Origin of the sequence: Rhodovastum atsumiense (assembly GCF_937425535.1) — a bacterium.
Lineage (GTDB): Bacteria > Pseudomonadota > Alphaproteobacteria > Acetobacterales > Acetobacteraceae > Rhodovastum > Rhodovastum atsumiense.
Genome location: NZ_OW485601.1, coordinates 860,891 through 884,941, shown reverse-complemented (window position 1 = coordinate 884,941; position 24,051 = coordinate 860,891). Strand labels below are relative to the sequence as shown.

The 24,051-nt window shown below is 70.3% G+C and carries 19 protein-coding genes and 1 tRNA gene; 12 read left to right on the top strand and 8 right to left on the bottom strand.

Going from position 1 to position 24,051, the window contains the following annotated elements:
- The first annotated feature begins 9 nt into the window (after positions 1-9).
- Both NBY65_RS03805 and NBY65_RS03800 read left to right on the top strand, forming a co-directional pair.
- Positions 10-1,203, top strand: coding sequence for a beta/alpha barrel domain-containing protein (locus NBY65_RS03805; RefSeq protein ID WP_150043159.1), 1,194 nt, complete (start codon positions 10-12; stop codon positions 1,201-1,203).
- Between the two features lie 25 nt (positions 1,204-1,228).
- The gene (locus tag NBY65_RS03800; RefSeq protein ID WP_150043160.1) at positions 1,229-1,603 is read left to right on the top strand and encodes a hypothetical protein; all 375 of its coding nucleotides are present in this window, start codon (positions 1,229-1,231) and stop codon (positions 1,601-1,603) included.
- 21 nt (positions 1,604-1,624) lie between these two features.
- On the opposite strand, the gene NBY65_RS03795 is transcribed toward NBY65_RS03800, so the two are convergent.
- Together NBY65_RS03795 and NBY65_RS03790 are read right to left on the bottom strand one after the other, a co-directional pair.
- Positions 1,625-2,146 (bottom strand): GNAT family N-acetyltransferase, encoded by a 522-nt coding sequence (locus NBY65_RS03795; protein ID WP_150043161.1) that lies wholly within the window; start codon positions 2,144-2,146, stop codon positions 1,625-1,627.
- A 22-nt stretch (positions 2,147-2,168) separates the two neighbouring features.
- Complete coding sequence (locus NBY65_RS03790; RefSeq protein ID WP_150043162.1) at positions 2,169-3,350, bottom strand: amidase; 1,182 nt, start codon at positions 3,348-3,350, stop codon at positions 2,169-2,171.
- A 435-nt stretch (positions 3,351-3,785) separates the two neighbouring features.
- On the opposite strand from NBY65_RS03790, the gene NBY65_RS03785 reads away from it, so the two are divergent.
- From NBY65_RS03785 to NBY65_RS03760, 6 genes are all read left to right on the top strand, one after another.
- Complete coding sequence (locus NBY65_RS03785; protein WP_239002967.1) at positions 3,786-6,038, top strand: peptidase domain-containing ABC transporter; 2,253 nt, start codon at positions 3,786-3,788, stop codon at positions 6,036-6,038.
- A gap of 13 nt (positions 6,039-6,051) precedes the next feature.
- Entirely contained in the window at positions 6,052-7,455 is a 1,404-nt protein-coding gene (locus NBY65_RS03780) for an HlyD family type I secretion periplasmic adaptor subunit (protein WP_250265630.1), read from the top strand.
- A 41-nt stretch (positions 7,456-7,496) separates the two neighbouring features.
- Positions 7,497-9,296, top strand: coding sequence for a tetratricopeptide repeat protein (locus NBY65_RS03775; RefSeq protein ID WP_150045392.1), 1,800 nt, complete (start codon positions 7,497-7,499; stop codon positions 9,294-9,296).
- A gap of 20 nt (positions 9,297-9,316) precedes the next feature.
- On the top strand, positions 9,317-12,331 hold the full coding sequence (locus NBY65_RS03770) for a glycosyltransferase (protein ID WP_150045393.1): 3,015 nt from the start codon (positions 9,317-9,319) through the stop codon (positions 12,329-12,331).
- A 45-nt stretch (positions 12,332-12,376) separates the two neighbouring features.
- Entirely contained in the window at positions 12,377-13,357 is a 981-nt protein-coding gene (locus tag NBY65_RS03765) for a hypothetical protein (protein WP_150045394.1), read from the top strand.
- A gap of 248 nt (positions 13,358-13,605) precedes the next feature.
- Positions 13,606-14,877, top strand: a complete 1,272-nt coding sequence (locus tag NBY65_RS03760) for a glycosyltransferase family 4 protein (RefSeq protein WP_150045395.1) — start codon at positions 13,606-13,608, stop codon at positions 14,875-14,877.
- Between the two features lie 164 nt (positions 14,878-15,041).
- Here the strand turns inward: NBY65_RS03760 and ubiV are convergent, their stop codons facing one another.
- The 4 genes from ubiV to NBY65_RS03740 form a co-directional block, all read right to left on the bottom strand.
- Entirely contained in the window at positions 15,042-15,959 is a 918-nt protein-coding gene (ubiV, locus tag NBY65_RS03755) for a ubiquinone anaerobic biosynthesis protein UbiV (RefSeq protein WP_150045396.1), read from the bottom strand.
- Complete coding sequence (gene ubiU / locus NBY65_RS03750) at positions 15,956-16,999, bottom strand: ubiquinone anaerobic biosynthesis protein UbiU (RefSeq protein WP_150045397.1); 1,044 nt, start codon at positions 16,997-16,999, stop codon at positions 15,956-15,958. Before ubiU ends, ubiV begins: the two co-directional genes overlap by 4 nt.
- On the bottom strand, positions 16,996-17,661 hold the full coding sequence (gene ubiT / locus NBY65_RS03745; RefSeq protein ID WP_150045398.1) for a ubiquinone anaerobic biosynthesis accessory factor UbiT: 666 nt from the start codon (positions 17,659-17,661) through the stop codon (positions 16,996-16,998). The genes ubiU and ubiT overlap by 4 nt, the downstream gene beginning before the upstream one ends.
- 188 nt (positions 17,662-17,849) lie before the next feature.
- Positions 17,850-17,924: transfer RNA gene (locus NBY65_RS03740), tRNA-Val, on the bottom strand.
- A 93-nt stretch (positions 17,925-18,017) separates the two neighbouring features.
- Here NBY65_RS03740 and NBY65_RS03735 point away from each other — a divergent pair.
- Positions 18,018-18,839: a DUF3108 domain-containing protein gene (locus NBY65_RS03735; RefSeq protein ID WP_162530877.1), complete on the top strand. Its 822-nt coding sequence runs from the start codon at positions 18,018-18,020 to the stop codon at positions 18,837-18,839.
- Between the two features lie 10 nt (positions 18,840-18,849).
- On the opposite strand, the gene NBY65_RS03730 is transcribed toward NBY65_RS03735, so the two are convergent.
- Entirely contained in the window at positions 18,850-19,839 is a 990-nt protein-coding gene (locus NBY65_RS03730) for a P1 family peptidase (protein WP_150045400.1), read from the bottom strand.
- A 239-nt stretch (positions 19,840-20,078) separates the two neighbouring features.
- Here NBY65_RS03730 and NBY65_RS03725 point away from each other — a divergent pair, with 239 nt between their 5' ends.
- From NBY65_RS03725 to NBY65_RS03715, 3 genes are read left to right on the top strand one after another with little or no spacing between them, the layout of a single operon-like run.
- Complete coding sequence (locus NBY65_RS03725; RefSeq protein WP_203330731.1) at positions 20,079-21,071, top strand: DMT family transporter; 993 nt, start codon at positions 20,079-20,081, stop codon at positions 21,069-21,071.
- Between the two features lie 14 nt (positions 21,072-21,085).
- Positions 21,086-21,901: an MBL fold metallo-hydrolase gene (locus NBY65_RS03720; RefSeq protein WP_150045401.1), complete on the top strand. Its 816-nt coding sequence runs from the start codon at positions 21,086-21,088 to the stop codon at positions 21,899-21,901.
- Positions 21,902-21,937: 36 nt separating this feature from the next.
- The gene (locus tag NBY65_RS03715; protein ID WP_150045402.1) at positions 21,938-22,846 is read left to right on the top strand and encodes a PhzF family phenazine biosynthesis protein; all 909 of its coding nucleotides are present in this window, start codon (positions 21,938-21,940) and stop codon (positions 22,844-22,846) included.
- Positions 22,847-23,056: 210 nt separating this feature from the next.
- Here the strand turns inward: NBY65_RS03715 and hemF are convergent, their stop codons facing one another.
- Complete coding sequence (hemF, locus tag NBY65_RS03710) at positions 23,057-23,947, bottom strand: oxygen-dependent coproporphyrinogen oxidase (protein WP_150045403.1); 891 nt, start codon at positions 23,945-23,947, stop codon at positions 23,057-23,059.
- Positions 23,948-24,051: the final 104 nt, after the last annotated feature.

Genomic DNA, 24,051 nt, shown 5'->3' with positions numbered 1-24,051 from the left:
AACGAAGCCATGACCCTGCCGACGCCCCGCAACGATGCCTCGGCCGTGGAGCTGGCGGCCGACATCGCCGGCCGCACCGACGCCTATTTCAACCGCACCCGCGCCATCGTGCAGCGTTTCGGGGACAAGACGGTCACCTATGCGATCTTCCTGCGCCGCCCGGTGATCTCGGCGCCACGGCTCATGCTGGAATGGCTGGGCACCGTGGCGGAGCTGCGTGGCACCCGCTTCGAGGTTGACGAGGTCTATCCCGAGGGCAGTTGGGTCGGCGCGGGTGAGCCGCTGGTCTACATCACCGGCAGTTTCACTCTGCTGTCCGACCTCGAAACGATCGCGTTGCAGAAGGTCGGTCCGGCCTGCGTCGCCGCCCACAACGCCTACCAGATGGCGCTGATGCTGCCGGAGGTGGCGTTCCTGGCCATGGACGCGCGCCACTGCGCGGGCGCGGAGATGCAGGAGATGATGGCCTATGCCGCCTCGGTCGGCAGCGAGGCGGCGCGGCGGGAAGGGGCACGCGGCTTCGTCGGCAATGCCAATGACGCCACCGCGCACTGGTTCGGCGCCCCGTCCGGCCAGGCGCCGCGCGGCCGCGGCACCATGCCACATTCGCTGATCGGCTATGCCGGTTCGACCCTGCGCGCCGCCGAGATGTTCCACGAGACCTTCCCCGACGAGCCGCTGACTGCCCTGGTCGATTATTTCGGTCGCGAGATCACCGACGGGCTCGCGGTCTGCCGGCGCTTTCCCGAACTGGCCGCGGCGGGGCGGCTGGGGCTGCGGCTCGACACTCATGGCGGCCGCTTCCTGGAAGGGCTCGACCCGGCGGAGAGCTATGCCGTGCTGGAGCGGCATGCCCCGGGGGCGATCCGCCGCTACCGCAGCGAGACCGAACTGCGCTTCCTGGTGGGTACCGGAGTGTCCGCCGCGGCGATCTGGCGGATGCGCGAAACCCTCGATGCCGCCGGCTTCCCGGCGGTGCGGATCGTGGCCTCGTCGGGCTTCGGCGTGGACAAGTGCCGGGTCATGGCCGACGCGAAGGCGCCGATCGACGTGGTCGGCACCGGTAGTTTCATTCCAGATCTATGGCACGAGACCTATGCAACCGCGGATATTGTCGATTACGATGGCAATCCGATGGTGAAGGTCGGCCGCGAGTTCCTGCTGCGTCGCAATGGGGCGCGCCGGAAGGCCGCGCCGGGATGAGGCGACAGTCGATAAGGCGGCAGTCATGGCGACCCGCGAGTCCAGGTCCGGCCCCGGTTGGGGCCGGTGGTTTCCGGCCATTGGCCTGGTCGTAGCGCTCGCGGGCTGCACCAACTGGGTCAAGCCGGGTGCCACCGAAGCGATGCGGGACCGGCAGATGGCGGCCTGCCAGGCCGGCGCGTTCCAGCATGCGCCGGCGGTTCCCGTTGTCGTCATGACCGATCCCGGCGGCTACCGGCCGCCGCAGCGCTATTGCTGGAAGGACAAGGACGAGCGCGTCTGCCGCACCAGCCCAGGCTATTACCAGGAGCCGCGCTACGGCACGCAGGACGCCAACAGCGGCGCCCGCGACGCGTTCTTCGAGGATTGCATGTTCCGGGCGGGCTGGACGAAGGAGTAGTCCGCGCCCGCGCCGCTCCGGTCAGTCCTGGGGAACGTCGCGGCTGCCGTTGCCGAGCGGCCGCTGCATCATGACCACGTCGAGCCAGTGGCCGAATTTCAGCCCGGTCGCCCGCAGCACCCCCGCCCGGGTGAAGCCGAGCGAGGCGTGCACGCCGACCGAGCCGACATTCTCGGCATCGCCGACCACCGCCACCATCTGGCGAAATCCCTTCGCGGTCGCGTCCGCGAGCAACTGCGCCACCAGCGCCTTGCCCACGCCCTGGCCGCGCACGTCCTCGCGCACATAGACGCTGTCCTCGGCGGTGAAGCGGTAGGCCGTGCGGTCCTTGTACTGGGCGTAATAGGCGTAGCCGAGCACGCCGGTCGCATCGACGGCCACCAGCCACGACCAGCCGCGCGCGGTCACGGCGGCGACGCGGGCCGCCAGTTCCTCGATGCTTGGCGGGATTTCCTCGAAGGTGCCGGTGCCGTGCAGGACATGGTAGGCATAGATTGCCTGCATTTCCGGAATATCGGCGGTCGTTGCGGCGCGTATTTGCATGGCGTGATCTTCCGGTTGCGGCTCAGGGCAGAGCCAACACCCCGGCGACCCGTTTCGCAAGGGTGAGCAACGCCCGGTCCGAACCGACCCCGCCCACCAGCGACAGCCCCACCGGGGCGCCTGCCACCGTGCCGGCCGGCAGGGTGACTTCCGGCAGGCCGCAGAGCCCGGCGATCGCGGTCACGCCGAGCGTCGCCTCGCGGATCTGTTGCTGGGTTTCCTCGGGCGCCGACAGCAAGGGGGCAGGGCAGGGAGAGGTCGGGAAGGCCAGCACGGCGCCGCCGGCCAGCAGGGGGCGCAGCCGCGTCTGCAGGCGGCGCCGCAGCGCCGTGCCGTTCCGCACCGCCTCGGCGGGGATGTCGCGCGCCGCGGCGAGGCGTCCGGCGACGGCGGGGCTCAGGCGCGGCTGCACCGCGCTGACCCAGCCTCCCAGGGACGTCCAGGCCTCCTCGGCCTGCAGCGCACGGAATGCCTCGTAGGTGGCGGTCAGGCCCTCGGGCAACACGCTGATGCCAAGGGCGCGGCCAAAGGCCGGTGCCAGCCGCTCCAGCGCCGGGGCGAGGGCGGCGGCGACGGAAGGGTGCGCCCCCAGCCAGGCTTCCTCGACGCGCAGCAGCGGGCCGGTCGCGGGGGCGTTGCTGCCGGGCAACAGCACGTCGCCGATCCGTTCGAGCAGGGCGGCTTCGCGGGTGAACCAGCCCGGCGTATCGAAGCTTGGCGCGAGCGGGCAGGCGCCGGCCAGGCTGATCGCGCCATGCGTCGGGCGCAGGCCATAGAGGCCGCAATAGCTGGCAGGGATCCGCACCGAGCCACCGGTATCCGAGCCCAGCGCGAAATCCACCAGCCTTGCCGCGGTCGCCGCCGCCGAGCCGCAACTTGATCCGCCCGGAAACCGATCCGGCGTGCGAGGATTGAGCGGCGTGCCGTCCCAGGGATTTTCCCCGGTCAGGCCGAAAGCGAGTTCGACTGTCTTGGTGCGGCCCACCAGCCGGGCGCCCGCCGCAAGCAAGGTCTGCACCACCGGTGCCGTGGCGACGGCGGGGGCATGGGTGCGCCGCCAGTCGGGACTGCCAAAACCGGTGGTATCGCCGGCGACGTCGAACAGATCCTTGACTGCCCAGTCCAGGCCGGCAAGCGGTCCTTCGCCGCCGCCCCGGGCGCGGCGAATCGTGAACGCGCCGACACTGTCTTCTGGCAGGTCCATGCTGCTTAATTCTCCTGCTTCCGGCGCGGAAGACTGTCATGCAAATGCTGTGCCGGCAAGCCGCAAATGAGTCGACCATTCCGGTCGGAAAGGGGAGCTTACGCGGCAATGGGCCAGGAAGGTTGCATTCGGACCCGTTTTTGATCGCGATTCGTACGACAATTATTTGAAGAATTTCGTCTCGGAATGCGGGTGTATTGCGATACATCCAAATACACCATATTGGTCCAAGGATATTCACTGTTTAATGCTGGGGGCTCGCGGCAACGTGGTGCATTTGGGCCTCGCGTTGCTCACGAAATTGCTATAAGCGGGGATGCGGCCGGTTGGGTTTGCCGGCGAACGGGATGGCCGTTGCCGGGGTATTGCCCCGCTGCCAGCCATGGTCCCATCGACCGGACAGCGCCGGCCTGTCCTCGAACATGAGGTGTTGATTTGGATCTGCGAAACGGCCAGCTCCAGCCGTCCGGTTCCCGGGCCGATGAGACGGTCCTCACCGGCGCCGCCCCGGGCGTCAATCCCGTGGAACTGCGTCTGCTTGCGGTCATCACCGCCGCGCGCCACTACGGGGTCGAACTCGACCGCGACGATCTGCGCTTCCCCCTGGGCGAGGTGCCTCAGCCGGCGGCGCTGGTGGACTGGCTGCGCAACTCCGGATTGTGGGCGCGCGCCGTAAGGTTGCGCTGGAGCGAATTGCTGGCTCTGCCGATCTCCGGGCCGCTGGTGCTGATGGGGCGTGACGGCGGGGCCTTCCTGGTCGTGCGCGCCGATCCGGCCCGCCAGTTGATCTGGGTGCGCGATCCGGCCTCGGCGACCGATCACGAGCCCCATGCCCTCGACCTGGCGGCGGTGACGCAGCTGTGGGAGGGCAGCGCCATTCTGCTGCGGGCCGATCGCGGCGGCGCCTATGACAACGAGCCGTTCAGCTTCCTGTGGCTGTTCCGCCTGATCTGGCAGGACAAGCGGCTGATGAAGGAGACCTTCGCAGCCTCCATCATGATGACCGCCCTGTCGATCGTCAGCATGATGCTGGTCATGGTGGTGATCGACCGCGTGGTCACCTATCGCAGCTACAGCACCCTCGCCCTGGTCTCGATCGTGCTGGGCATCACGGTTTTCTACGAGGCCTATTTCGGCTTCATCCGCCGCCAGCTCACGGTGGCGCTGGCGCGGCGCGTCGACGGCCGGGTCAATCTGTGGATGTTCCGGCGGGTGCTCGGCCTGCCGATCGATTTCTTCGAGCGCACCCAGGCCGGCGGCGTGCTCTACCGGCTCGGCCATATCGGCAAGGTGCGTGACTTCATCACCGGGCAGGTGCTCACCACCCTGCTCGACCTGGTCACGCTGGCGATGCTGATCCCGGTGCTGCTCTGGCTCAGTCCGACGCTGACCTGGATGGCGTTGCTCGCCGCCGGGGTGATCCTGCTGATCATCGTCGCCTTCATCCAGCCGGTGCGGCGCCTCTATCACCATTACAACGAGGCCGAGATCAGCAAATCCACCGTGCTGGTCGAAAGCCTGCGCGGCATCCGCACCGTGAAGTCGCTGGGCCTGGAGCCGCAGCGCAAGGAGGCGTGGGACCACACCACCGCCGCCGCCGGCGGGTGGAAGCTGGAGATGCTCGACACGCTGAACTGGCCGCAGACGCTGATCATCCCGTTCGACTTCTTCCTGCGCTCCGGCGTGATGATGGTCGGCGCCTATCTGACGCTGGATGATCCGGGCACCGGCGGTGGGCTGGTCGCCTTCATGATGCTCAGCAGCCGGCTCGCCCAGCCGCTCGGCGGCATCGCCCGCATGCTCGAGCAGATCGAGGACGTGCGCGCCGCCGTTTCGATGGCGGCGAGCGTGCTCAACCAGCCGCGCGAGGACACCGGTGCCGGAGCCGGGCTGCGGCCGCGCTTCGCCGGCGCGATCAGCTTTACCAAGGTCGATTTCACTTATCCCGGGTCCAAGACCACCGCGCTCGACGGCGTCAGCTTCGAAATCCCGGCGGGCAGCTCGGTCGGGCTGGTCGGCCGCTCCGGGTCGGGCAAGTCCACCATTACCCGCCTGCTGCAGGGCATCAACCGTGAGTACGAAGGCTACATCAAGATCGACGGCAACGACCTGCGCTCGATCAACCTGCAGCACCTGCGCCGCAGCTTCGGCGTGGTCCTGCAGGAGAACTTCCTCTTCCGCGGCACCATCCGCGACAACATCATCGGCGGCCGCCCCGGCCTGACGCTGACCGACGTGGTCCGTGCCGCCCGCCTCGCCGGGGCCGAGGAGTTCATCGAGCGCATGCCGCAGGGCTACGACACGGTGGTCGAGGAAGGCTCGCCGAACCTCTCCGGCGGCCAGCGCCAGCGCCTGGCGATCGCGCGGGCACTGATCACCGACCCGCGCATCCTGATCCTGGACGAGGCGACCTCCGCGCTCGATCCGGAGAGCGAGGCGCTGGTGAACGCCAACATCGCCCGCATCGCGCATGGACGGACCATGCTGGTGGTGTCACACCGGCTGTCCTCGCTGACCGAGATGGACCAGATCATCGTGCTGGACCGCGGTCGCGTCATGGATGTGGGGCCGCATCGCGACCTGGTGGAGCGCTGCCCGGTGTACCGCCAGCTCTGGCTGCAGCAGACCCGCTACATGGACAGCCAGCGCGCGGCCGCGCCCGCGCCGGTGCTGGCCCAGGGCAGTTGAGGGAGGACGCGGCATGAGCAAGCCTCCCACGTCCGTCATCACCGCCGGGGCCGTGACCCAGAACGAGGGCGCGGCGCCGGTGCTGCTGGAATACCAGTCGCCCACCGCGGCGCTGATCGCGCGCCCGGTGCCGCTGGCCGCGCGCTTCACCACTTGGGTGGTGGCGTCCCTGTTCGCCGCGCTGCTGGCGGTGATGTCGCTGTTGCCGATCGACCGGGTGGTGACGGCGGCGGGCAAGGTGACGGCGACCACCGGCAACCTGATGGTGCAGCCGCTGGAGACCGCGATCGTGCGTTCGATCGAGGTCAAGGAAGGCCAGTTGGTGCATGCCGGCGACACGCTGGCGCAGCTCGACCCGACCTTCGCGCAGGCCGATGCCGGCTCGCTGGAGACCCAGGTGGCGAGCCTGTCGGCCGAGGTGACGCGGCTGACCGCGGAGACGCAGGGGCGGATCTACCAGTCCGATGGCAGCCCGGCCGGGCAGTTGCAGGCGATGATCTTCACCCAGCGCCATGGCGAGCGGACCCTGCGGCTGGAGAATTACCGCCAGAAGATCGAGGCGCTGACGGTGAAGGCGGCGCAGGCGGAGTCGGATGTGCGCACCTACACGCAGCGCCTGGCGCTGGCGAGCGAGGTGGAGTCGAAGCGGCGCGAACTGGAGCGGCTGCAGGTGGGCAGCCAGCTCAACCGGCTGGCGGCCACCGATGCGCGGGTGGACATCGAATCCCGCCTCGCCGCGGCGCGCTCGGAAGTGCAGTCCTCCCGGCGCGACCTCGCCGCCCTGGTGGCCGAGCGCGACGGCTATGTGCACCAGAACGCCGCCGAGACCTCGCAGCAACTGACCGAGCAGGGCCGCAAGCTCGCGGATGCGCGCGAGCAGTTCAACAAGGCGGCGTTGCGGCGCACCCTGGTGCAGTTGCGCGCCGACCGCGACGCGATCGTGCTGCGCATCGCCCCGGTGAGCGTGGGCACGGTGATGCAGACGGCGCAGGAATTCATCGAGCTGGTGCCGCTGGATGCGCCGCTGCAGATCGAGGCGGCGGTGGACGGGCGCGATGTCGGCTTCGTGCGGGTCGGCGATCCGGTGACGCTGAAATTCGAAACCTTCCCCTACGCGCTGTACGGCACGGCGGAAGGCACGGTGCGCAGCCTCAGCCCGGACAGCTTCAAGGATCCGACGGCGCCGCCGTCCAAGGAGCAGGTGGACAAGTCGCGCGCGGCGCAGGCGATGGGGGTGCTGTTCTTCCGCGCCAAGATGTCGATCGACGCGGTGCAGTTGCACGACCTGCCCGAAGGCGCGCGCATCGTCCCCGGCATGCCGGTGACGGCGGATATCCGTGTCGGCAAGCGCACCATCATCGGCTACCTGATGTCACGCTTTATCCCCGCCGCCTCCGAGGGTATGCGGGAACCATGAGGGGACGCATCGGCTTTTCCCTGGTCAACGGAGCCTGATCGATGGCCGGTCTGTTCGGGTTGTTCGGGTCCGCCACGGGCGCACTCAAGCGGGCGAAGCGCCTGATCGCCGGTGGCAAGCGCGCGGAAGCCTTCCCGCTGCTGGCCAAGGCGGCCGAGGCGCGGATTCCGGAAGCGGAGTTCCAGGTAGCCCGCTGCTACCTCGAGGGCACCGGCGTGCCGCCGAGCGCGATCGAAGGGGCGCGCTGGCTCGAGCGGGCGGCCACCCAGGGTTTCGTCGAAGCGCAATCGATGCTGGCGGCGTTGTACGTGCATGGCGTGCCGGCCAGCGCGGGGCTGGTGGCGGCGGCCGCCGCCTCGGAGCTGTCGGCCGGCCGGCCGGCCGCGGCGCTGTTCACCCAGAACGAGCCGGCAAAGCCCGATTTCGAGCGCGCCCTGGACTGGGCGAGCAAGGCCGCCGCGCAGGGCTCGCCCGATGGTCAGGCGCTGCTCGGCTACATTCTGACTTCCGGTCCCGAGGCGATGCGCGACCTCGAACGGGCCGAGGATCTTTACCGCCGGTCCGCCGCGGCCGACTGTCCGCAGGGCAAGCTCGGCTATGGCCTCGCTTTGCTGCGGCGGGCGAGCAAGCCGGAGGAGAACGTCGCCGGCGCTACCTCGCTCGCCGGGGCCGCGGAGGCGGGGCTGCCGACCGCGCAGTACCTGCTGGGCGTGCTGCACGAGCAGGGAACCGGGGTGGAGAAGGATACGGCGAAGGCCGTTGCCTTCTACAAGCTGGCCGCCGAGAAGGGGTTGCGCTCGGCGCAGGCGCGCTACGGCCTGGCGCTGCTGGAAGGCCGCGGCATCCCGAAGGATCCGCTCGCCGGCGAATCCTGGCTGCGCCGGGCGGCGCTCGCGGGCGACCCCGAGGCGGCGGCCCTGATCGGTGACATCTATGTGCGGGGCGGCGAATTGCCACCCAACCACGCCGAGGCGGCGATGTGGTTCCGCCGGGCCGCCGAGGCCGGCCATCGCATGGCCGCCCGGGCCCTCGGCATGCTCTATCTCACCGGCGCCGGGGTGCCGCGCGACCCGGCCGAGGCGGCGCGCTGGTTCCGCACCTCGGCCGAGGCGGGGGACATGCAGTCCAAATACGACCTTGCCGCGCTGGTGCTGCAGGGGCAGGGCTCGGCCGAGGACGGCATCCGCACCCGCGAATGGTTCGAGCAGGCCGCCGCGTCCGGCGACCTGGTGGCGGCGTTCAACTACGGCGTCTGCCTCGCCCAGGGCGTGGGGGTGGAGCGCGACGACCGGCGGGCCGCGGAGTGGCTGCGCAAGGCGGCGGATGGGGTGGTCAACGCCCAGTACTGGTATGGCCGCATGCTGCTGGAAGGCCGCGGCGTCGAGCAGAACCTGGAAGAGGGGCGGTCCTGGGTCGCGCGTGCCTCCGAGGCCGGCATGACCGAGGCGCAGGTGCTGCTGGCGGAGATGATGGTGAATGGCCGCGGCGGGCCGCGCGATCACCATGCGGCGCTGGCGCTGTTCCAGCGGGCGGCGACGGCGGGCCATGTCGGGGCGATGTTCGCCGTCGGCGCGCTGTATGGCGGTGGCCACGACATTCCCTGGGATCGTCCGCAGGCGCAGCGTTTCTTCCGCATGGCGGCGGAGCGGGGCCATGCGCATGCGCAGATGATGCTGGGCCGGTATCTCGCCCGGGGCCTTGCCGGGGAGACCAATTACGACGATGCGCGCACCTGGCTCAAGCGCGCCGTCGAGCAGGGCCTGACCGAGGCGCAGGGGGATCTCGCTGCGCTGCCGCCCCATCCGGCGGCGCCAGCTCAGGCGGATGCGGGCGCAAGATAGCAAGATAAGGCGATGCATTGATGAATGAGGTCCAGGGCGCAGCCCTGGCCCTTCCGACCCGCGCCGGGATTTTGGCCCGTCAGGCACGTGATGCCTTCGACCGGGGGCAGGCTGCCCTCGCCGGGGGGGATGTCGCCGATGCCCTGCGCTGGCTGGACAGGGCGCGTCGCTTCGCCCCCGAGGACGACACGGTCGGCTTTACCCTGGGCATTGCCCGGCTGGCCCAGGGCGATGCCGCCGCTGCCCTGGCCCTGCTGGACGGGGTGGCCCGGCGCACCGATGCCCGTGAAGCCTGGCTTGCCAGCGCGGTGGCGGCATGGCGCACCGGGTGCACCGAACGGGCCGCCGCGGCGCTGCGGACGCTGTTGTCGCGCCACAGCCTCGCCAACGATCCCACGCTGGCGCCGCTGGCGGAAGCGGTGGCGGCGGCGGAAGGGGCGCCGGGCTGGTGCGGCCTGCGCGAGGACGGTTGCCTCGCCATGGCCTCTGCGGCGCCGGTGACCGCGCTGCTGGACGGACGGGAGGTTTCCGCCGCCCGTCCCGTCCCGGCCGGACGGCGCCTGGAGGTGACGGCCGGTGCGCGGCCGCTGCTGGGCAGTCCGCTCGACCTGGTGGCCCTGCGCCGCACCGAGGGATTCGTGGCTGCCCTGGCCGGCGGGCTGGAGGGCTGGGCCTGGCACCCCGCCTCTCCCGACATGCCGCCGCGTCTGACCATCCGCGCCGCATCCGGCCGGTTCCGGCTGGACATCCTGGCCGAGGATGCGGCGATGACGGCGGCACGGTCGCTCGCACGCCCGCGCCGGTTCGTGGTGCCGGCGGCGTCGCTGCCCGGCGCCGGCCTGTTGCATGTCTGCGGCCCCGATGGGCGTGACCTTGCCGGCAGCCCGCTCGATCCTTCGCTCGAGTCCCGCAATGCCGTGTCCGCGGCCCGGGCGGTCGCCGCGGCTTTCCCGGTCGGGCCGGTCCGGGCCAAGGCGCCACCGGTTCCGCCGCTGCTCGCCGTGCCGGCCGATGCCTGGGCGCGGCCGGCCGCAGCCCCGTGCGCGCCGCGCCGCCGGGTGGCCGTGGTCGTGCCGGTGTACGGCAACACCGGGCTGACGTTGGCCTGCCTTGACGCCGTGCTGGCGACCGCACCCACAGGCACGCGGGTGGTGGTGGTGGACGATGCCACGCCCGAGCCGGAGCTGGCGCAGGCGTTGGATGCGCTGGCCCGCCGGCGCCGCATCCGGCTGCTGCGCCATGCGCGCAACCGTGGTTTCCCCGCCGCGGCCAATGCCGGGCTGCGGGCCGCGCGGGCGCTGCCTGGTGACCCGGATGTGGTGCTGCTCAACAGCGATACGCTCACGCCGCCGGGCTGGATCGAGGCCCTGCGCGCGGCGGTGCAGGCCGAACCCGATATCGGCACCGCGACGCCGCTGTCCAATGATGCGACCATCCTCAGCTATCCGCTGGTCGCGGGCGGGAATCCGGCCCCGGACGCCGCCGGGTTGCGCCGGCTGGCCGCCCTGGCCGCGCGCGTCAATGCCGGCATCACGGTGGAGATCCCGACGGCCGTCGGGTTCTGCATGTACATCCGGCGGGAATGCCTGGATGCGACCGGGCTGTTCCGGGAAGACCTGTTCGCGCAGGGCTACGGCGAGGAGAACGATTTCTGCCTGCGCGCCCGTCATCTGGGCTGGCGGCACGTGGCGGTGCCCGGCACCTTCGTTGCCCATCTCGGCGGCGCGTCCTTCGGGGCCGCGCGCAGCCCGCTGATTGTGCGTAACAATGCCATTCTGGAACGATTGCATCCCGGCTACCGGGCACTGGTGGCGGCGCATCAGCGGGCCGATCCGTTGCTGCCGGCCCGGCGGCGGCTGGATGCGGCGGGGTTCGCCGCTTCCCGGCACGGCGCGGCGGCGATCCTGATCACGCACGATTCCGGCGGCGGCGTCGAGCGTGCGGTGCGGGCCCGCTGCGCGGCGCTGCGGGAAGAAGGGCTGCGTCCGCTGGTGCTGCGCCCCGTCCGCACCGAAGGCATGCGCACCGAAGGCATGCGCACCGGGGACGGGGCTGATCCCGACCGCGCCAGCCTCTGCGTGGTGTCCGACGGCCCGGAGCCGACCACCCCCAATCTGCGCTTCGCCCTGCCCGCCGAGTGGCCTGCCTTGCTGCGCCTGTTGCGGGCCGCTCGCCCGGCTGTCGTCGAACTGCATCACCTGCTCGGCCATGACCCGTCGCTGGCCGGGCTGGCCGAGCGCCTGGGCGTGCCCTGCGATGTGCATGTGCACGACTATGCCTGGCTCTGTCCGCGCATCACCCTGGTCGGCCCGACCGGGCATTATTGCGGCGAGCCGGAAGCGGATCCGACCTGCGAGGCCTGTATCGCCGATGCCGGCACCGCCACCGGCGAGGCGATCGCGGTCGCGGCGCTGCGCCGGCGCTCGGCGGCGCGACTCGGCACGGCGCGCCGCGTAATCGTGCCCTCGGCCGATGCGGCCGCGCGGCTGCGCCGGCATTTTCCCGCTGTCCTCCCTTTGATCCGTCCGCTCGATGATGATGCCGCGTTGCCGCCGCGCCGGCCCGGTCCCGCCACACCGGTGCGGCGGGTCTGCGTGGTCGGGGGGATCGGCCCGGAGAAGGGCTATGACGTCCTGCTGGCCTGCGCGCGCGATGCGGCCGGGCGCCGCCTGCCGCTTGAATTCGTGCTGGTCGGGCATTCCCCGGATGATGCGCGGCTGCTGGCGACCGGACGGGTGTTCGTCACCGGTCCGTACGAGCCGGACGAGGTGGTGGCGCAGATCCGGGCCCAGGACGCCCATCTGGGTTTCCTGCCCTCGGTCTGGCCGGAAACCTGGTGCTATACGCTCGGCGAGGCATGGCGGGCCGGGCTTGACGTGGCCGTTTTCGATATCGGTGCGCAATCAGAACGGGTTCGGCGCACCGGGCGCGGCTGGGTCCTGCCGTTCGGTCTTTTGCCTGCTGCCGTCAACAACGCGCTGCTTGCAGTGGCGATACACTCGGGTCATGAATGTCTGCGCGCGAGCGTTGCATAAGCCCCGTCGCCACTTAGCGAATTGTCGAGAGCGAGATAGTTTCGAATGTCAGAAGCCGAGAGCGGCACCGGTCGTGCTGCCCGACTTGTTACCGAGCTGAAAGTCAGCGGTCACCTGATGACGCTGGATGCAGGACTCTATTGCATCGTTCAGAACCCCTCGCAGGCGGCCGATGCGGCATCCGGGCTTCCGGGCGTGCGCCTGTCTCTGCCTCCCGGGCCGCTCGGTCGGCCGGATGCAATCGACATCAAAACGTTTCGCGATGACGGATGGCTGCGCGGTGCCGGCGATGCGGCGCTGGTGCGGGTGACGGACGGCCCGGCGCAGCTCCTCGTGACCGTCTACCAGGCGCAGAATGCCGATGCCGCCGGAGCGCCGCGGCTGCAGGTCGTGCGGCTGCTGGAGACTGCGTCGCGGCCGCAGGCGGCCGAGGCCCCCGCCCCCGCGCCGACGGCGGCGCCCGCAGTGGTGGACGTGCTCGCGCATGTGCAGGCCGTGGGCGATGTCGGCGGACAGCTCGGTGCCTGGATCGGCGAGCCCGGCAGCAAGCAGTGGATCGAAGGTTTCGCCATCGCGCCGGCCTCCGGCATTGCCGCGCAGGACATCGAGTACCAGGCCGTGCTCGGGCGTGGCTGGCTGTCGCCCTGGGTGGAAGGCGGACAGTTCTGCGGAAGCCGTGGCATGGCGCTGCCAATTCTGGGCCTGCGGCTGCGTCTGCGCGGCGCCGCCGCCGAGACTCATGAATGTTTCTATACCGCCACGTTCGTCGACGGGACCCGTGTCGGCCCGGTCGCGGCGGGGGAAGCCTGCGAGGCAGAGAGCCTTGCCCCGGTGGAAGCCTTCCAGATCGTCATCCGGCCCCGCACCAAGGTCCGGGCCGCCCGCCCCGCGGCCCCGCCGGCACCGGTTGCGGAAGCCGGCGCCGAGAGCGGATCGCGTGCGCGTGGCCGGGTCGCCACGCCCGCCAAGCCACGGCCGATCGCCAAGCCCGTGCTCAAGCCGGGAGCGGGCCGGCGGACCCGCTGAGGCGCTTTCACGAACATCCTTGTCCGATACGCAGACCCGTTCGGTTGGATGATGCGCCAGGGGGCGATTGCGACCGGGACCCCCTGGTGTGACGGGCATTCCCGTCCGCCGCGGCGACGTGCGGGGCTGATGATGCCCGCGTGGATGCGCGAGCGGACGCCTCGCGTCCGGTCGGTCGCATCACCAGGGCCGGGGGCGGGGGGCAATCCCGCCTGTTCCCGGCACTGAACCGCCCGGGGAGGCGCCGCGTGCGCTATTTGTTCGTACATCAAAACTTTCCGGGACAGTATCTGCACATCATCCGGCACCTGCTGACGCAGCCCGGCCACGAGATCGTCTTTCTGTCCGAGCCCAACGACAACGCCATTCCCGGCGTGCGCCGGGTGGTCTACCGCAAGCCGGCACCGGCCAAGGAAGCGGTACACCCGAACATCCGCGATCTCGACGTGGCCATGCGACGCGCCGCTTCCGTCGCGGAGCTCGCGCGCAACCTGCGCCATCTCGGCTTCACCCCGGACATCATCATCGGCCATCACGGCTGGGGCGATCTGCTCGAGCTCGTCGATGTCTGGCCCAATACGCCGATCCTTGGCTATTTCGAGTTCTTCTACCGCACCGAAGGCCAGGACGTTGGCTGCGACCCTGAATTCCCGATGGGGGTGGAACAGTTCGCGCGCATCCGGGCGATGAACAGCATCAACCTGCTGGCGCTGTCGCTGGAACAGCACGGCCAGACGCCGACGTCCTGGCAACACACCCGCTATCCCGCCTGGGCGCAGGAGCAGATCAGCGTGCTGCCAGAGGGTGCGAGGCTCGATGTCTGCCGGCCGGACCCGGCGGTGCGGGAGGCGCCGTTCGCACTCGGGCGCTTCGGGGTGAAGCCCGGGGAGAAGCTGGTCACCTATGTCAGCCGCAACCTCGAGCCCTATCGCGGCTTCCACGTCATGATGCGCGCCTTGCCCCGACTGCTGAAGGCGCGGCCGGATGTGCGGGTGGTGATGGTGGGCGGCGACGACGTGAGCTACGGCGCACGGCTGGCCAACAGCACATGGCGGGCGCATTTCCAGCAGGAGCTTGCCGGCAAGTACGACACGAGCCGCGTGTTGCTGCCCGGTCAGGTCAGCTACGAAGACTATCTCCGCCTGCTGCAGCGCTCGGACGCGCATGTCTACCTGACCTATCCCTTCGTGGCTTCGTGGTCGCTGCGCGAGGCGCTGGCCTGCGGCTCTCCCATGGTCGCCGCCGATGTCGAGCCGGTGCGGGAATTCGTGACCGACGGGCGCAACGGCCTGCTGACGCCGATGCTCGATCCCGCGGCCCTGGCGGACAACATCCTGCGCGTGCTTGAAGACGAGAAGCTGAACCGGCGGCTGCGCAGCGGGGCGCGCCGCTATGCGGAGCGGACGCTCGACATGAACATCCATCTCGCGGCGTTCGCGGCGCGGGTGGCGGAGCTGACCGGCGCTGCGGTCGAAGTGCCGCAGGGCAGGTCGGCACGCCGGCGTGTCGCCGCGTTGTAGCGCGTTGGCGGGGCGTCGCCCCGCGCCCTACCAGGAGGCTTCGCCTCCTGGACCTCCACCAAGGGCCACAGGCCCTTGGAACCCGATCTTTTGCCGCGCAGCGAGAATGGGGTGCAGGGGCCTTGTGGCCCCTGCCGGGTCCAGGGCAGAGCCCTGGCCTTGACTCAGTTCAAAGCGGCTTCGGCGGCGGCCGGCTGCACGAAGCGGTGGCCGGGCTCGGCGTAGTAGAAGCCGTTGGCGAAGGGCAGGTCGGGATGCAGGACCGACAACTGCTCCACCGCCGCCGCCGGCGCGAGCTTGCCGTCGAGCACCGCGCGGAAGATGCGCGCCGTCGCCACCATGTCGCCCGATTGCGGCGACAGCCGGAAGCGCTCCACCCCCGCCTGCTGCAGCGGGGCAAGCTCGTGCACCAGGTTGCCGCAGGTATAGGACAGGGTCTGGCAGCCGTTCAGCGCCAGGAAGCCGACATCTTCGATGGTGCGCACCACCCGCCCGTCCGGGTCGGCGTTGCAGGCGAACTGGCAGCCATCCTTGGTGCGGCCCTCGGCACGGGCATGGAAGCAGCGCGCGGAGATCGCCAGCGGCTGGCGGCCGAACACCATCACTTCCAGCGGGACGGTGCTGCGCTGCGCCAGTTCGTTGACCACGTTGCCCGGCACCTCGGGGTTGAGGCAGGCGCGCACCGCGCCGCCCCGCACCAGGTAGCCCAGCGCGTCTTCATTGTAGATGTTGATGAACGGGCCGATCATGTGCGGCTTGCCGCCGAGCTCGCGCAGCACCGCGACGTCGTTGGCCTCGACCAGCCCCGGCGCCAGCGCGATCAGCTCGCGCATCGCCGCTTCCTCGCGCTTGTCGGACATCAGCGAGAGGCTCGACAGCACCACTTCCTTGCCGGCGCGCTGCAGGCGCTGGATCACCTCCGGCATGTGGTCCTTGAAGAAGGGCATGCGCTTGGAGCACACGACCTCGCCCACGCAGACCGTATCCACCTCGGCCTCGTCGGCGATGCGGAAGTAGAAGTCGCGCAGGGTCTCGGCGGGCCAGTGGAACAGCACCGGCCCCATCACCAGTTTCGCGCTCATCGCCATCCCTTCCGATAGGCGCCCTTGGTTTCTTCCCCGCCTTCGGCCAGCCGGCGCAGGCGCTCGAGTGCCGCGCCGTGCTTGGCGAAGGATTCGCCGCGGGCCTCGGCGTCGATCAGTTCCCGGAACGACGCCACCACCTCGGCCACGTAGAACCGGCCGCGCTGGCGGCCTTCGATCTTGAAGGCGCAGATGCCGGCCTTGCGCATGGCGCCGATGTATTCGGCGGCGTTCAGGCACTCCGGCTCCTCGAACACATAGGCCGGGTCGGCATCGCCGGCCATGTAGCGGCCCTTGCACACGGTGGGGTAGCCCGCCGATTCGCCGGGACCGAAGCTGTTGGTGACGAAATCACCCAGCCGGCACAGCAGCTCGCCGTCCTGCTGCTCGTAGCGCACGTGCTCGGCGGGCGAGCAGACGCCGCAGAGATTGGGCGAACGGCCGGTGGCATAGGCGGAGAGCGAGCAGCGCCCTTCCGTCATCGGGCTGAGGCTGCCGAAGATGAAGCACTCGATCTCGATCGGCACGCGCGTCTTCAGCTCGGCGATCTCGTCGAGGGTGAACATGCGCGGCAGGATCATGCGCGCGATGCCGAATGCCTCGTAGTAGTAATGGATCGACGAGATGGTGGAAGCGCCGCCCTGCACCGACAGATGCCGCCGCAGCTTCGGATGGGTGCGGGCGGCGTAGTCGAGCAGGCCGATATCGGCCATGATCACCGCGTCCGCGCCAAGCGAGGCGGCGGTGTCGATCGCCTTGTGCCACAGCTTGGTGTTGCCGGCCGAGGCATAGGTGTTGATCGCCACGTTCACGCGCCGGCCGCGGGCATGGGCGTAGGCGATGCCCTCCTTCAGGTCCTCGGCGGTGAAGTTCAGGCCCGGGTAGTTGCGGGCATTGGTGGCGTCGCGGAAGCCGCAATAGACGGTGTCGGCGCCGGCATCGATGGCGGCGACCAGGGCGGCCGGCGTCCCGGCGGGGGCCACGATCTCGGGGATCATCTGCGCGCTGGCCGTCGGCGCGCTGGTCATGACGGCGCTCATGGGCGGGCTCCGAGTGGCGGGGCGGGGCGGGCCGGCCGCGGCCGGGGGGTGCCTTCCTTCAGCCGGCGCAGCTCGGCGCGCAGCGAGGCGACTTCCGATTCGAGCCGGGCGGCGCGTTCGGCGAGCGGCCCGAGCACGATGCCGGCGCAGCGATCGACCAGGCTGCCGGCGCCGCGCACCAGCGGGCCGATCGGGCCGGGCATGTCCAGGAACTCGGCGAACAGGTCGACGCCGGCGCCGTCCATGGCGTTGCGCAGCGTGACCGCCGCGGCCATGTCGCCGGTGACGCTGAGCTCGCGGCTGAAGAACAGCGCATCGCCGTCGCGTCCGCCGCGCACGAGGTCGTAGAACAGCCGCAGCGGACCGCGCATCTGCGCTTCCGTGGGCGGGGCCTCGGCCGGGTCGATCAGTTCGATCTGCACCGTGCCGCCCGGGAAGCTCATCAGGAAGGCGTAGGGCAGTTCGTCCGGCACAATCAGGATACGCTTGCCGTCAAGCTCGGCCATGCGGCGCACCAGCGTGGGCTGGCGCTGCGGCAGCGTGCGGGTGAGACGCCGCAGCAGGCCCGCGATCACGGGCTGCGGCAACGTGGCCATGGCCAGCGAGACCGCAAGATCAAGCGATCCGGGCTGGAGCGGCCGGTGAGTGCGTCGGGGGAGCATGATGCGGCGGACCGTCGTCTGTTGCAGCTTCAGGGTCCTTGATCTGAATCAATAAACCGATGCTGTCGCGACCAATCGTCACAGGGGCGCGCAACCCCGTCCGGCGCCCGGAGCGGGGCGCCGTTCAATGGGGGACAGATGCCGTGCGGCGGCAGCTTGATGATCGCTATGGCTGAAAAAGAATGGGATGGTGGGCGCGACAGGGATTGAACCTGTGACCCTTCGCGTGTGAAGCGAATGCTCTCCCGCTGAGCTACGCGCCCATCCGTGGGGAGCGGCTTGATAGGTTGGAGGCCGCATGCATGTCAAGCCTCTGTGACGCCCGGCGACGCGGCATTTCATGGCAGGCTGCGGCCATGCGGAATTTCCCCCTTCCCGTTCTGATTCTGGCACTCCTGCCCCTGTCGGCGGCGCAGGCGGAAACGCGATCGACGCTGACGGCGGGGAACGCGCATATGAGCTATGTCGGCAGCGCGATGGGCCTGTCGGTCATGCGCGTGCAGGCCGCGCTGGCCATGGACCGGTCCGGCTACCGGGTGGATGTGACCTACGGCACCACCGGGCTGTTCTCGGCCTTCATGCGCACCGAGCAGCATTCCTGGGCGCAGGGGCTCTGGCAGGGCAGACGGCCCGCGCCGCAACGCTTCTATTCCTGGGGGCATGTGCGCGGCCAGCCGCGCGAGACGCTGCTCGACTACGATGCCGGCCAGCCGGTGCTGCGCACGCTGCAGCCCCCCAATGCGGGCGATCGCGACGAGGTGCCGGCGGCCGAGCGCCGCAACACCATCGACACCCTGAGCGCGCTGGCGCTGCTGGTGCAGCGCGTCGCCGATGACGGGCGCTGCGACGGCACGGCGCGCGTCTTCGATGGCCGCCGGCTGTCGGAGGTCTCCGCCCGCACCGTCGCCGAGGTGGTGCTGCCGCCCGAATCGGACGCGGCCTATGCCGGGCCGTCCCTGCGCTGCGATTTCTTGGGCCGGCAGCTTGCCGGGTTTTCCATCGATAGCGACCGGGAATGGCAGCAGCGCCCGCACGGCGGCAGCGTCTGGTTCGCCCGCGCGGTTCCCGGCGTGCCGCCGGTGCCGGTGCGGATGACCTTCGAGACCCGCTGGTTCGGCGACGTCACCATGGTGCTGACCGCCGCGGGGCCGGGGCCGGGGCCCAGCGCCGCCAGATAAGGGCGCGCCGTCAGCCGAAGCGGTCGCGCCAGGCCGGCAGCGCGCCCGGGAAGGGCAGGGCGGTCGCCTCGTAGACCCCGCGTGCCACCGCCCGCGCCAGCACCATGGCGGCGAGGTGGCCGAGTTCGGTCAGGTCTTCCTCGTCGGCGAGGGGGCGCCGGCCGGTGGCGGCGGCGAACACCGTGTCGCCGTCCATCGGCGCGTGCGCGGGCAGGATCGCGCGGGCCAGCCCGTCATTGGCCATGATGGCGAGCCGCTTGGCCTGGGGCTTGGTCAGGGTGGCATCGGTGGCGACCAGGGCGATGGTGGTGCTGGTGCCGGGCGCGCGCTTGATCCGCAGCTCCAGCGCCTCCGGCGGGACCTGGGAGGGCCAGCCACGGCCGCCGAATTCCGTGCCCTGCTCGAACGGCGCCGCCCAGAACCAGGGGCCGTCCCCCAGCGTCGCCGTGCCGACCGCGTTCACCGCGACGATCGCGCCCACGGTGTGGCCGGATGGCGTGACCGCGCTGGCCGAGCCCAGCCCGCCCTTCAGCGTCACCGTGGTCGCCCCCGCGCCGGCCCCGACGGTGCCGAGCGGGAATTCCCCCGGCCGGGCGGCGACCGCCGCGGCATAGCCGAGCTCGCGATACGGCGGGAACCGGCCCCAGTTCTTGTCGCCCCCGTTCAGCAGGTCGAACAGGATCGCGGCCGAGGCCAGCGGCACCACCGCCGGGCCGAGCCGGAACCCGCGGCCGGCCTCGCGCAGGGCCGCCTGCACGCCGCCGGCCGCGTCCAGCCCGAACACCGATCCGCCGGACAGCACCACGGCGTCGATGCGCTCGACGGTCATGTGCGGTTCCAGCATGGTGGTGTCGTGCCCGCCCGGCGCGCCACCGAGCACGGCGACCGAGGCCACCGCCGGGGGGTCGAACAGGATCGCGGTGACGCCGGAGGCCAGCACCGGATCGGAGGCGTGTCCGACCGCGAGCCCCACCACGTCGGTGATCAGATTGAGCGCCATGTCCCCTCCGGCCCGTTGCGCAGGGCAGCGTAGCCCCGGCCCGCGTCGCCACACCAGGGAGGGGATGAATGGCCATAACCATCTGCGTCATGGTTGCGCCTTGCGCGCCGACGCTGGTGCCACTGTTCAGGTATCGGTTTCAAGATATCGGTCTCATCGCCTAATTTGCGTCAGGCGCTTGTTTCGCCACGCGCTGTGGTGGAACGGTGCGTCGAGCTGACCCACGCGAAGGACTGACGATGGCCCCCCCGCCCCGGCACACGCTGCACGACACTGGCACCGATACCGTGCGCGGAATCCTGCTCGCCTGCATCTGCTACATGTTGCTGACGGTCGGCGATGCCGCGGTGAAATGGGCGTTGCCTGTGGTCGGGCTGGCCGGCGCCATGTTCGGCCGTGCCGCCTTCGGCCTGCCCACCGTGGCGCTGCTGGCCCGCGCGCAGGAGACCAGCATGGCTGCCACCTGGGCGCGGCTGCGCCCGGTGCGCAAGGGCATGGTGGCGCTGCGCAGCCTGGTGCATGCCTTCGTCTCCTTTGCCTGGTACGTGGCCTGGCAGCAGGGCATGACGCTGGCCGACAGCTATGCCCTTGGCTACGTGGTGCCGTTGCTGATGACGCTGCTCGCGATCCCCATGCTGGGCGAGCGCATCCATTGGCGCCGCGCCACCTCCACGCTGATCGGCTTCGCCGGGGTGATGGTGATGCTGCGGCCGGGCGGCATCGCCTGGACGCCGGTGCTGCTGCTGTTCATCGCCGGGCTGGTGGCGCTCGCGGTCTCGCGCATCATGAACCGCATGCTGGCGACCACTGAAACCCCGGAATGCCTGTCCTTCTGGCTGCTCGCGGCGCATGTGCCGGCCGGTGTGCTGCTCGCGGCGATGTATGCCATGCCGGCCCTGACACCCGCTGCCACGGCGGCGCTGCTGCTGATCGGGGTCAGCAACGGGGTCGCCCATTGGCTGCAATCGCGTGCCTTCGCCCTGGCCCCGGTGAGTGCGCTGGCGCCCTATGAGTACACCACCCTGCTGTGGGGCGGCGCGTTGGGATGGCTGGTGTTCGCCGAGCTGCCTTCGCGCGATGCCCTGGTGGGGGCGGCGATCGTGGCCGCGGCCGGGCTGTACAACCTTCATCGCGAGCAGGTGCGCCGGCGCCAGGAAGAGAAAGCGGCGGCCGCCGCTTCCGGCGGCGCGGTTGCAGGCGCGGCCGCGATGGTGCATCGAAGACCGGACTGACGGAGGGAGCGCCCATGGGTTTCCTCACCGAACCCGAACCGGCCCGTGGCGTGCCGTTGCCGGCTGCCCCCGGGGTGGTGCGGCTGGTGGCGGACAACCCGGGGCCGATGACCGGCCACGGCACCAATACCTGGCTGATCGAGGATGATGGCATCACCGTGCTCGATCCGGGGCCGGACGATGCGCGGCATGTCCAGGCGATCCTGCGTGCCACGTCCGGGCGGGTGCGGCGGATCCTGGTCAGCCACACCCATCGCGACCATATCGGCGCGGTGCCGGCACTGGCCGCGGCCACCGGCGCCCCCGTGCATGGCTTCCATCGCCCTCAGGATCCAGGCTTCGTGCCGGATGTGGCCCTGGACGACGGCGACATGGCCGGGGCGTGGCGGGCCTTGCATACGCCCGGCCATGCCGGCGACCATCTCTGCTTCGCCCGCGCCGACGGCGTGATCCTGACGGCCGATCACGTGATGACCTGGTCGACCAGCGTGGTCAGCCCGCCAGAGGGCGACATGGCCGCCTATGTGGCCAGCCTGCGCCGCCTGATCGCGCGCGAGGACCGGCTGCTGCTGCCCGGCCATGGGCCGCCGCTGGCCGGGCCTGCCACCTATCTGCGCGAATTGCTCGACCACCGGTTGCGGCGGGAGGCGGCAATCCTGGCCGCCATCAGCGCCGGTTCGCAGTCGCTGAACGAAATCGTAGAATGCGTCTATGTGCCCCTCAACCCGGACCTGCGTCCGGCGGCCGGGCGCAATGTGCTCGCCCATCTGCTGAAGCTGCAGCAGGAAGGGCGTGCGCGGCCCGACGGCACGGGCTGGCGGGCCGCCTGACCGACCCTCAAGCGACCCACTCTCAAGGAGAGCGCGATGCCAACCTATGAATACGTCACGGTGGACGTCTTCACCGATCGCCGCTTCGGCGGCAATCCGCTGGCCGTGTTCCCCGATGCACGCGGCCTGTCCGACGCGCAGATGCAGGACCTCGCGCGCGAGTTCAACTATTCGGAGACGACTTTCGTCCTGCCGCCCGCGGATCCGCGCCATACCGCGGAGGTGCGCATCTTCACCCCGACCACCGAGCTGCCCTTCGCCGGCCATCCGAATGTCGGCACCGGCTATGTGCTGGCCTCCCGCGCGCAGGCCGTGCCCGACCACTTCACCTTCGAGGAAAAGGCCGGGCTGGTGCGCGTGCATATCCTGCGCGACGAGGCCGGCCGGCCGAACGGGGCACGCATCTCCTCGCCGCAATCGCTGTCGGTCGGCATCGCCGTGCCGACCGACCTGGTCGCGGCGGCGGCGTCGCTGGAGGATGCCGACATCGCCACCACCACGCATGAGCCGCTGGTCGCCTCGGTCGGCACCAAGTTCGTGATCGCGGAAGTGGCGAGCGTGGACGCGTTGCGGCGCGCGGTGCCCGATATCGGGCGCTTCCGTCACGCGGTGGTGGAACTCGACGAGCTGCAGGGGCGGTTCGCCCTGTACCTCTATGCCCGGGTGGAGGGCGATGCGACCCGGCTGCGGGCCCGCATGTTCGCCCCGCTCGGCGGGGTGATCGAGGATCCCGCGACCGGCAGCGCCAATGCGACGGTGGCAGCCCTGCTGACCTCGCTGGCACCGGGCAGCGATGTCGATCTCGCCTACGACATCAGCCAGGGCGAGGAAATCGGGCGCCCCAGCCGGCTGCTGGCGACCGCGCGCAAGACGGCGGAGGGCCCGGTGCTCTCGACCGTCGCCGGCAACTGCGTGCCGGTCATGCGCGGTCAGGTGGAGATTTAGGATCCTTCCATCCGCGCCGGCACATGCCGGCGCGGATGGAAGGCCGGCCGCTCGCGAAACCCGTTGCAGTGCAGCGGATATTTCTGTGATACCGGTTTCATCGAGGCGGCACCGGCAAAGACTGTCCCGGCCCGGCTTGTGATATCGGTTTCATAGCTGCCGGCACGGCGAAATCCATGATTCCGTCGTGCCGGTGCGCGGGTTTTCGCGCTAGGGCCATTTCACCATGGGGGGCAGGCTCATCAGGATCGCTTCCACATTGCCGCCGGTGCGCAGGCCAAACAGCGTGCCACGATCATGCAGGAGGTTGAACTCGACGTAGCGGCCCCGCTTGACCAGCAGGGCGTCGCGGTCCGCCCCGGTCCAGGGCTCGCCCATGCGGCGGCGTACGATCCGTGGATAGGTTTCCAGGAAGGCGCGGCCGACATCCTGGATGAAGCTCAGGTCCGCCGCGGCGTCGCCCGAGGCGAGGTTGTCGAAGAAGATGCCGCCCGCGCCGCGCGCCTCGTTGCGGTGGGGCAGGAAGAAATAGCGGTCGCACCACGCCTTGAAGCGCGGGTAGTACGCCGGATCGTGCCGGTCGCAGGCGGCCTGGAAGGCAGCGTGCAACTCGGCTGCGTCCTCGATCGCCTCCGCGCTGTCGAGCTGCAGCGGCGTCAGGTCGCCGCCGCCGCCGAACCAGCCCTGCCGGGTCACCAGCATGCGCGTATTGAAATGCGCGGCCGGGACACGCGGGCTGTGCATGTGGGCAACCAGGCTGATGCCGCTGGCCCAGAAGCGCGGATCCTCGGCGGCACCGGGGATCCGGGCCGCGAATTCCGGCGTGAAGTGGCCGAACACGGTGGAGACGTTGACGCCCACTTTCTCGAAGACGCGGCCGCGCATGATGCTCATCACCCCGCCACCGCCGCTGCTTGCATCCTCGGTCGGGCGCTGCCAGGCGGTGCGCTCGAAGCGCCCGGCCGGACGATCCGAACTTTCCTGTGCGTCCTCGATCGCTTCGAAGCTGGTGCAAAGCGCGTCGCGCAGGCTCTCGAACCAAATGCGGGCAGTCTCCTTCAAGGATGCGTGAGGTTCGGAAGCGGGTGTGGATTGCGGCATCTGCTGACGTCCCCCGGATGGCCGGTGCAGCCTAGACCGGAGGGATTTGGCGTTGCAGAGGCGAAGTGTAGGGATGGACCCCGGAAAGGCTTTACGCTAAGCCG

What these genes read in the sequence shown, in the direction of transcription:
- NBY65_RS03805 (WP_150043159.1), top strand. Translation starts at nt 10, where the DNA reads ATGACCCTGCCGACGCCCCGCAACGATGCCTCGGCCGTGGAGCTGGCG.
- NBY65_RS03800 (WP_150043160.1), top strand. Translation starts at nt 1,229, where the DNA reads ATGGCGACCCGCGAGTCCAGGTCCGGCCCCGGTTGGGGCCGGTGGTTT.
- NBY65_RS03795 (WP_150043161.1), bottom strand. Translation starts at nt 2,146, where the DNA reads ATGCAAATACGCGCCGCAACGACCGCCGATATTCCGGAAATGCAGGCA.
- NBY65_RS03790 (WP_150043162.1), bottom strand. Translation starts at nt 3,350, where the DNA reads ATGGACCTGCCAGAAGACAGTGTCGGCGCGTTCACGATTCGCCGCGCC.
- NBY65_RS03780 (WP_250265630.1), top strand. Translation starts at nt 6,052, where the DNA reads ATGAGCAAGCCTCCCACGTCCGTCATCACCGCCGGGGCCGTGACCCAG.
- NBY65_RS03775 (WP_150045392.1), top strand. Translation starts at nt 7,497, where the DNA reads ATGGCCGGTCTGTTCGGGTTGTTCGGGTCCGCCACGGGCGCACTCAAG.
- NBY65_RS03770 (WP_150045393.1), top strand. Translation starts at nt 9,317, where the DNA reads ATGAATGAGGTCCAGGGCGCAGCCCTGGCCCTTCCGACCCGCGCCGGG.
- NBY65_RS03765 (WP_150045394.1), top strand. Translation starts at nt 12,377, where the DNA reads ATGTCAGAAGCCGAGAGCGGCACCGGTCGTGCTGCCCGACTTGTTACC.
- ubiV (WP_150045396.1), bottom strand. Translation starts at nt 15,959, where the DNA reads ATGAGCGCGAAACTGGTGATGGGGCCGGTGCTGTTCCACTGGCCCGCC.
- ubiU (WP_150045397.1), bottom strand. Translation starts at nt 16,999, where the DNA reads ATGAGCGCCGTCATGACCAGCGCGCCGACGGCCAGCGCGCAGATGATC.
- ubiT (WP_150045398.1), bottom strand. Translation starts at nt 17,661, where the DNA reads ATGCTCCCCCGACGCACTCACCGGCCGCTCCAGCCCGGATCGCTTGAT.
- NBY65_RS03735 (WP_162530877.1), top strand. Translation starts at nt 18,018, where the DNA reads ATGCGGAATTTCCCCCTTCCCGTTCTGATTCTGGCACTCCTGCCCCTG.
- NBY65_RS03730 (WP_150045400.1), bottom strand. Translation starts at nt 19,839, where the DNA reads ATGGCGCTCAATCTGATCACCGACGTGGTGGGGCTCGCGGTCGGACAC.
- NBY65_RS03725 (WP_203330731.1), top strand. Translation starts at nt 20,079, where the DNA reads ATGGCCCCCCCGCCCCGGCACACGCTGCACGACACTGGCACCGATACC.
- NBY65_RS03720 (WP_150045401.1), top strand. Translation starts at nt 21,086, where the DNA reads ATGGGTTTCCTCACCGAACCCGAACCGGCCCGTGGCGTGCCGTTGCCG.
- NBY65_RS03715 (WP_150045402.1), top strand. Translation starts at nt 21,938, where the DNA reads ATGCCAACCTATGAATACGTCACGGTGGACGTCTTCACCGATCGCCGC.
- hemF (WP_150045403.1), bottom strand. Translation starts at nt 23,947, where the DNA reads ATGCCGCAATCCACACCCGCTTCCGAACCTCACGCATCCTTGAAGGAG.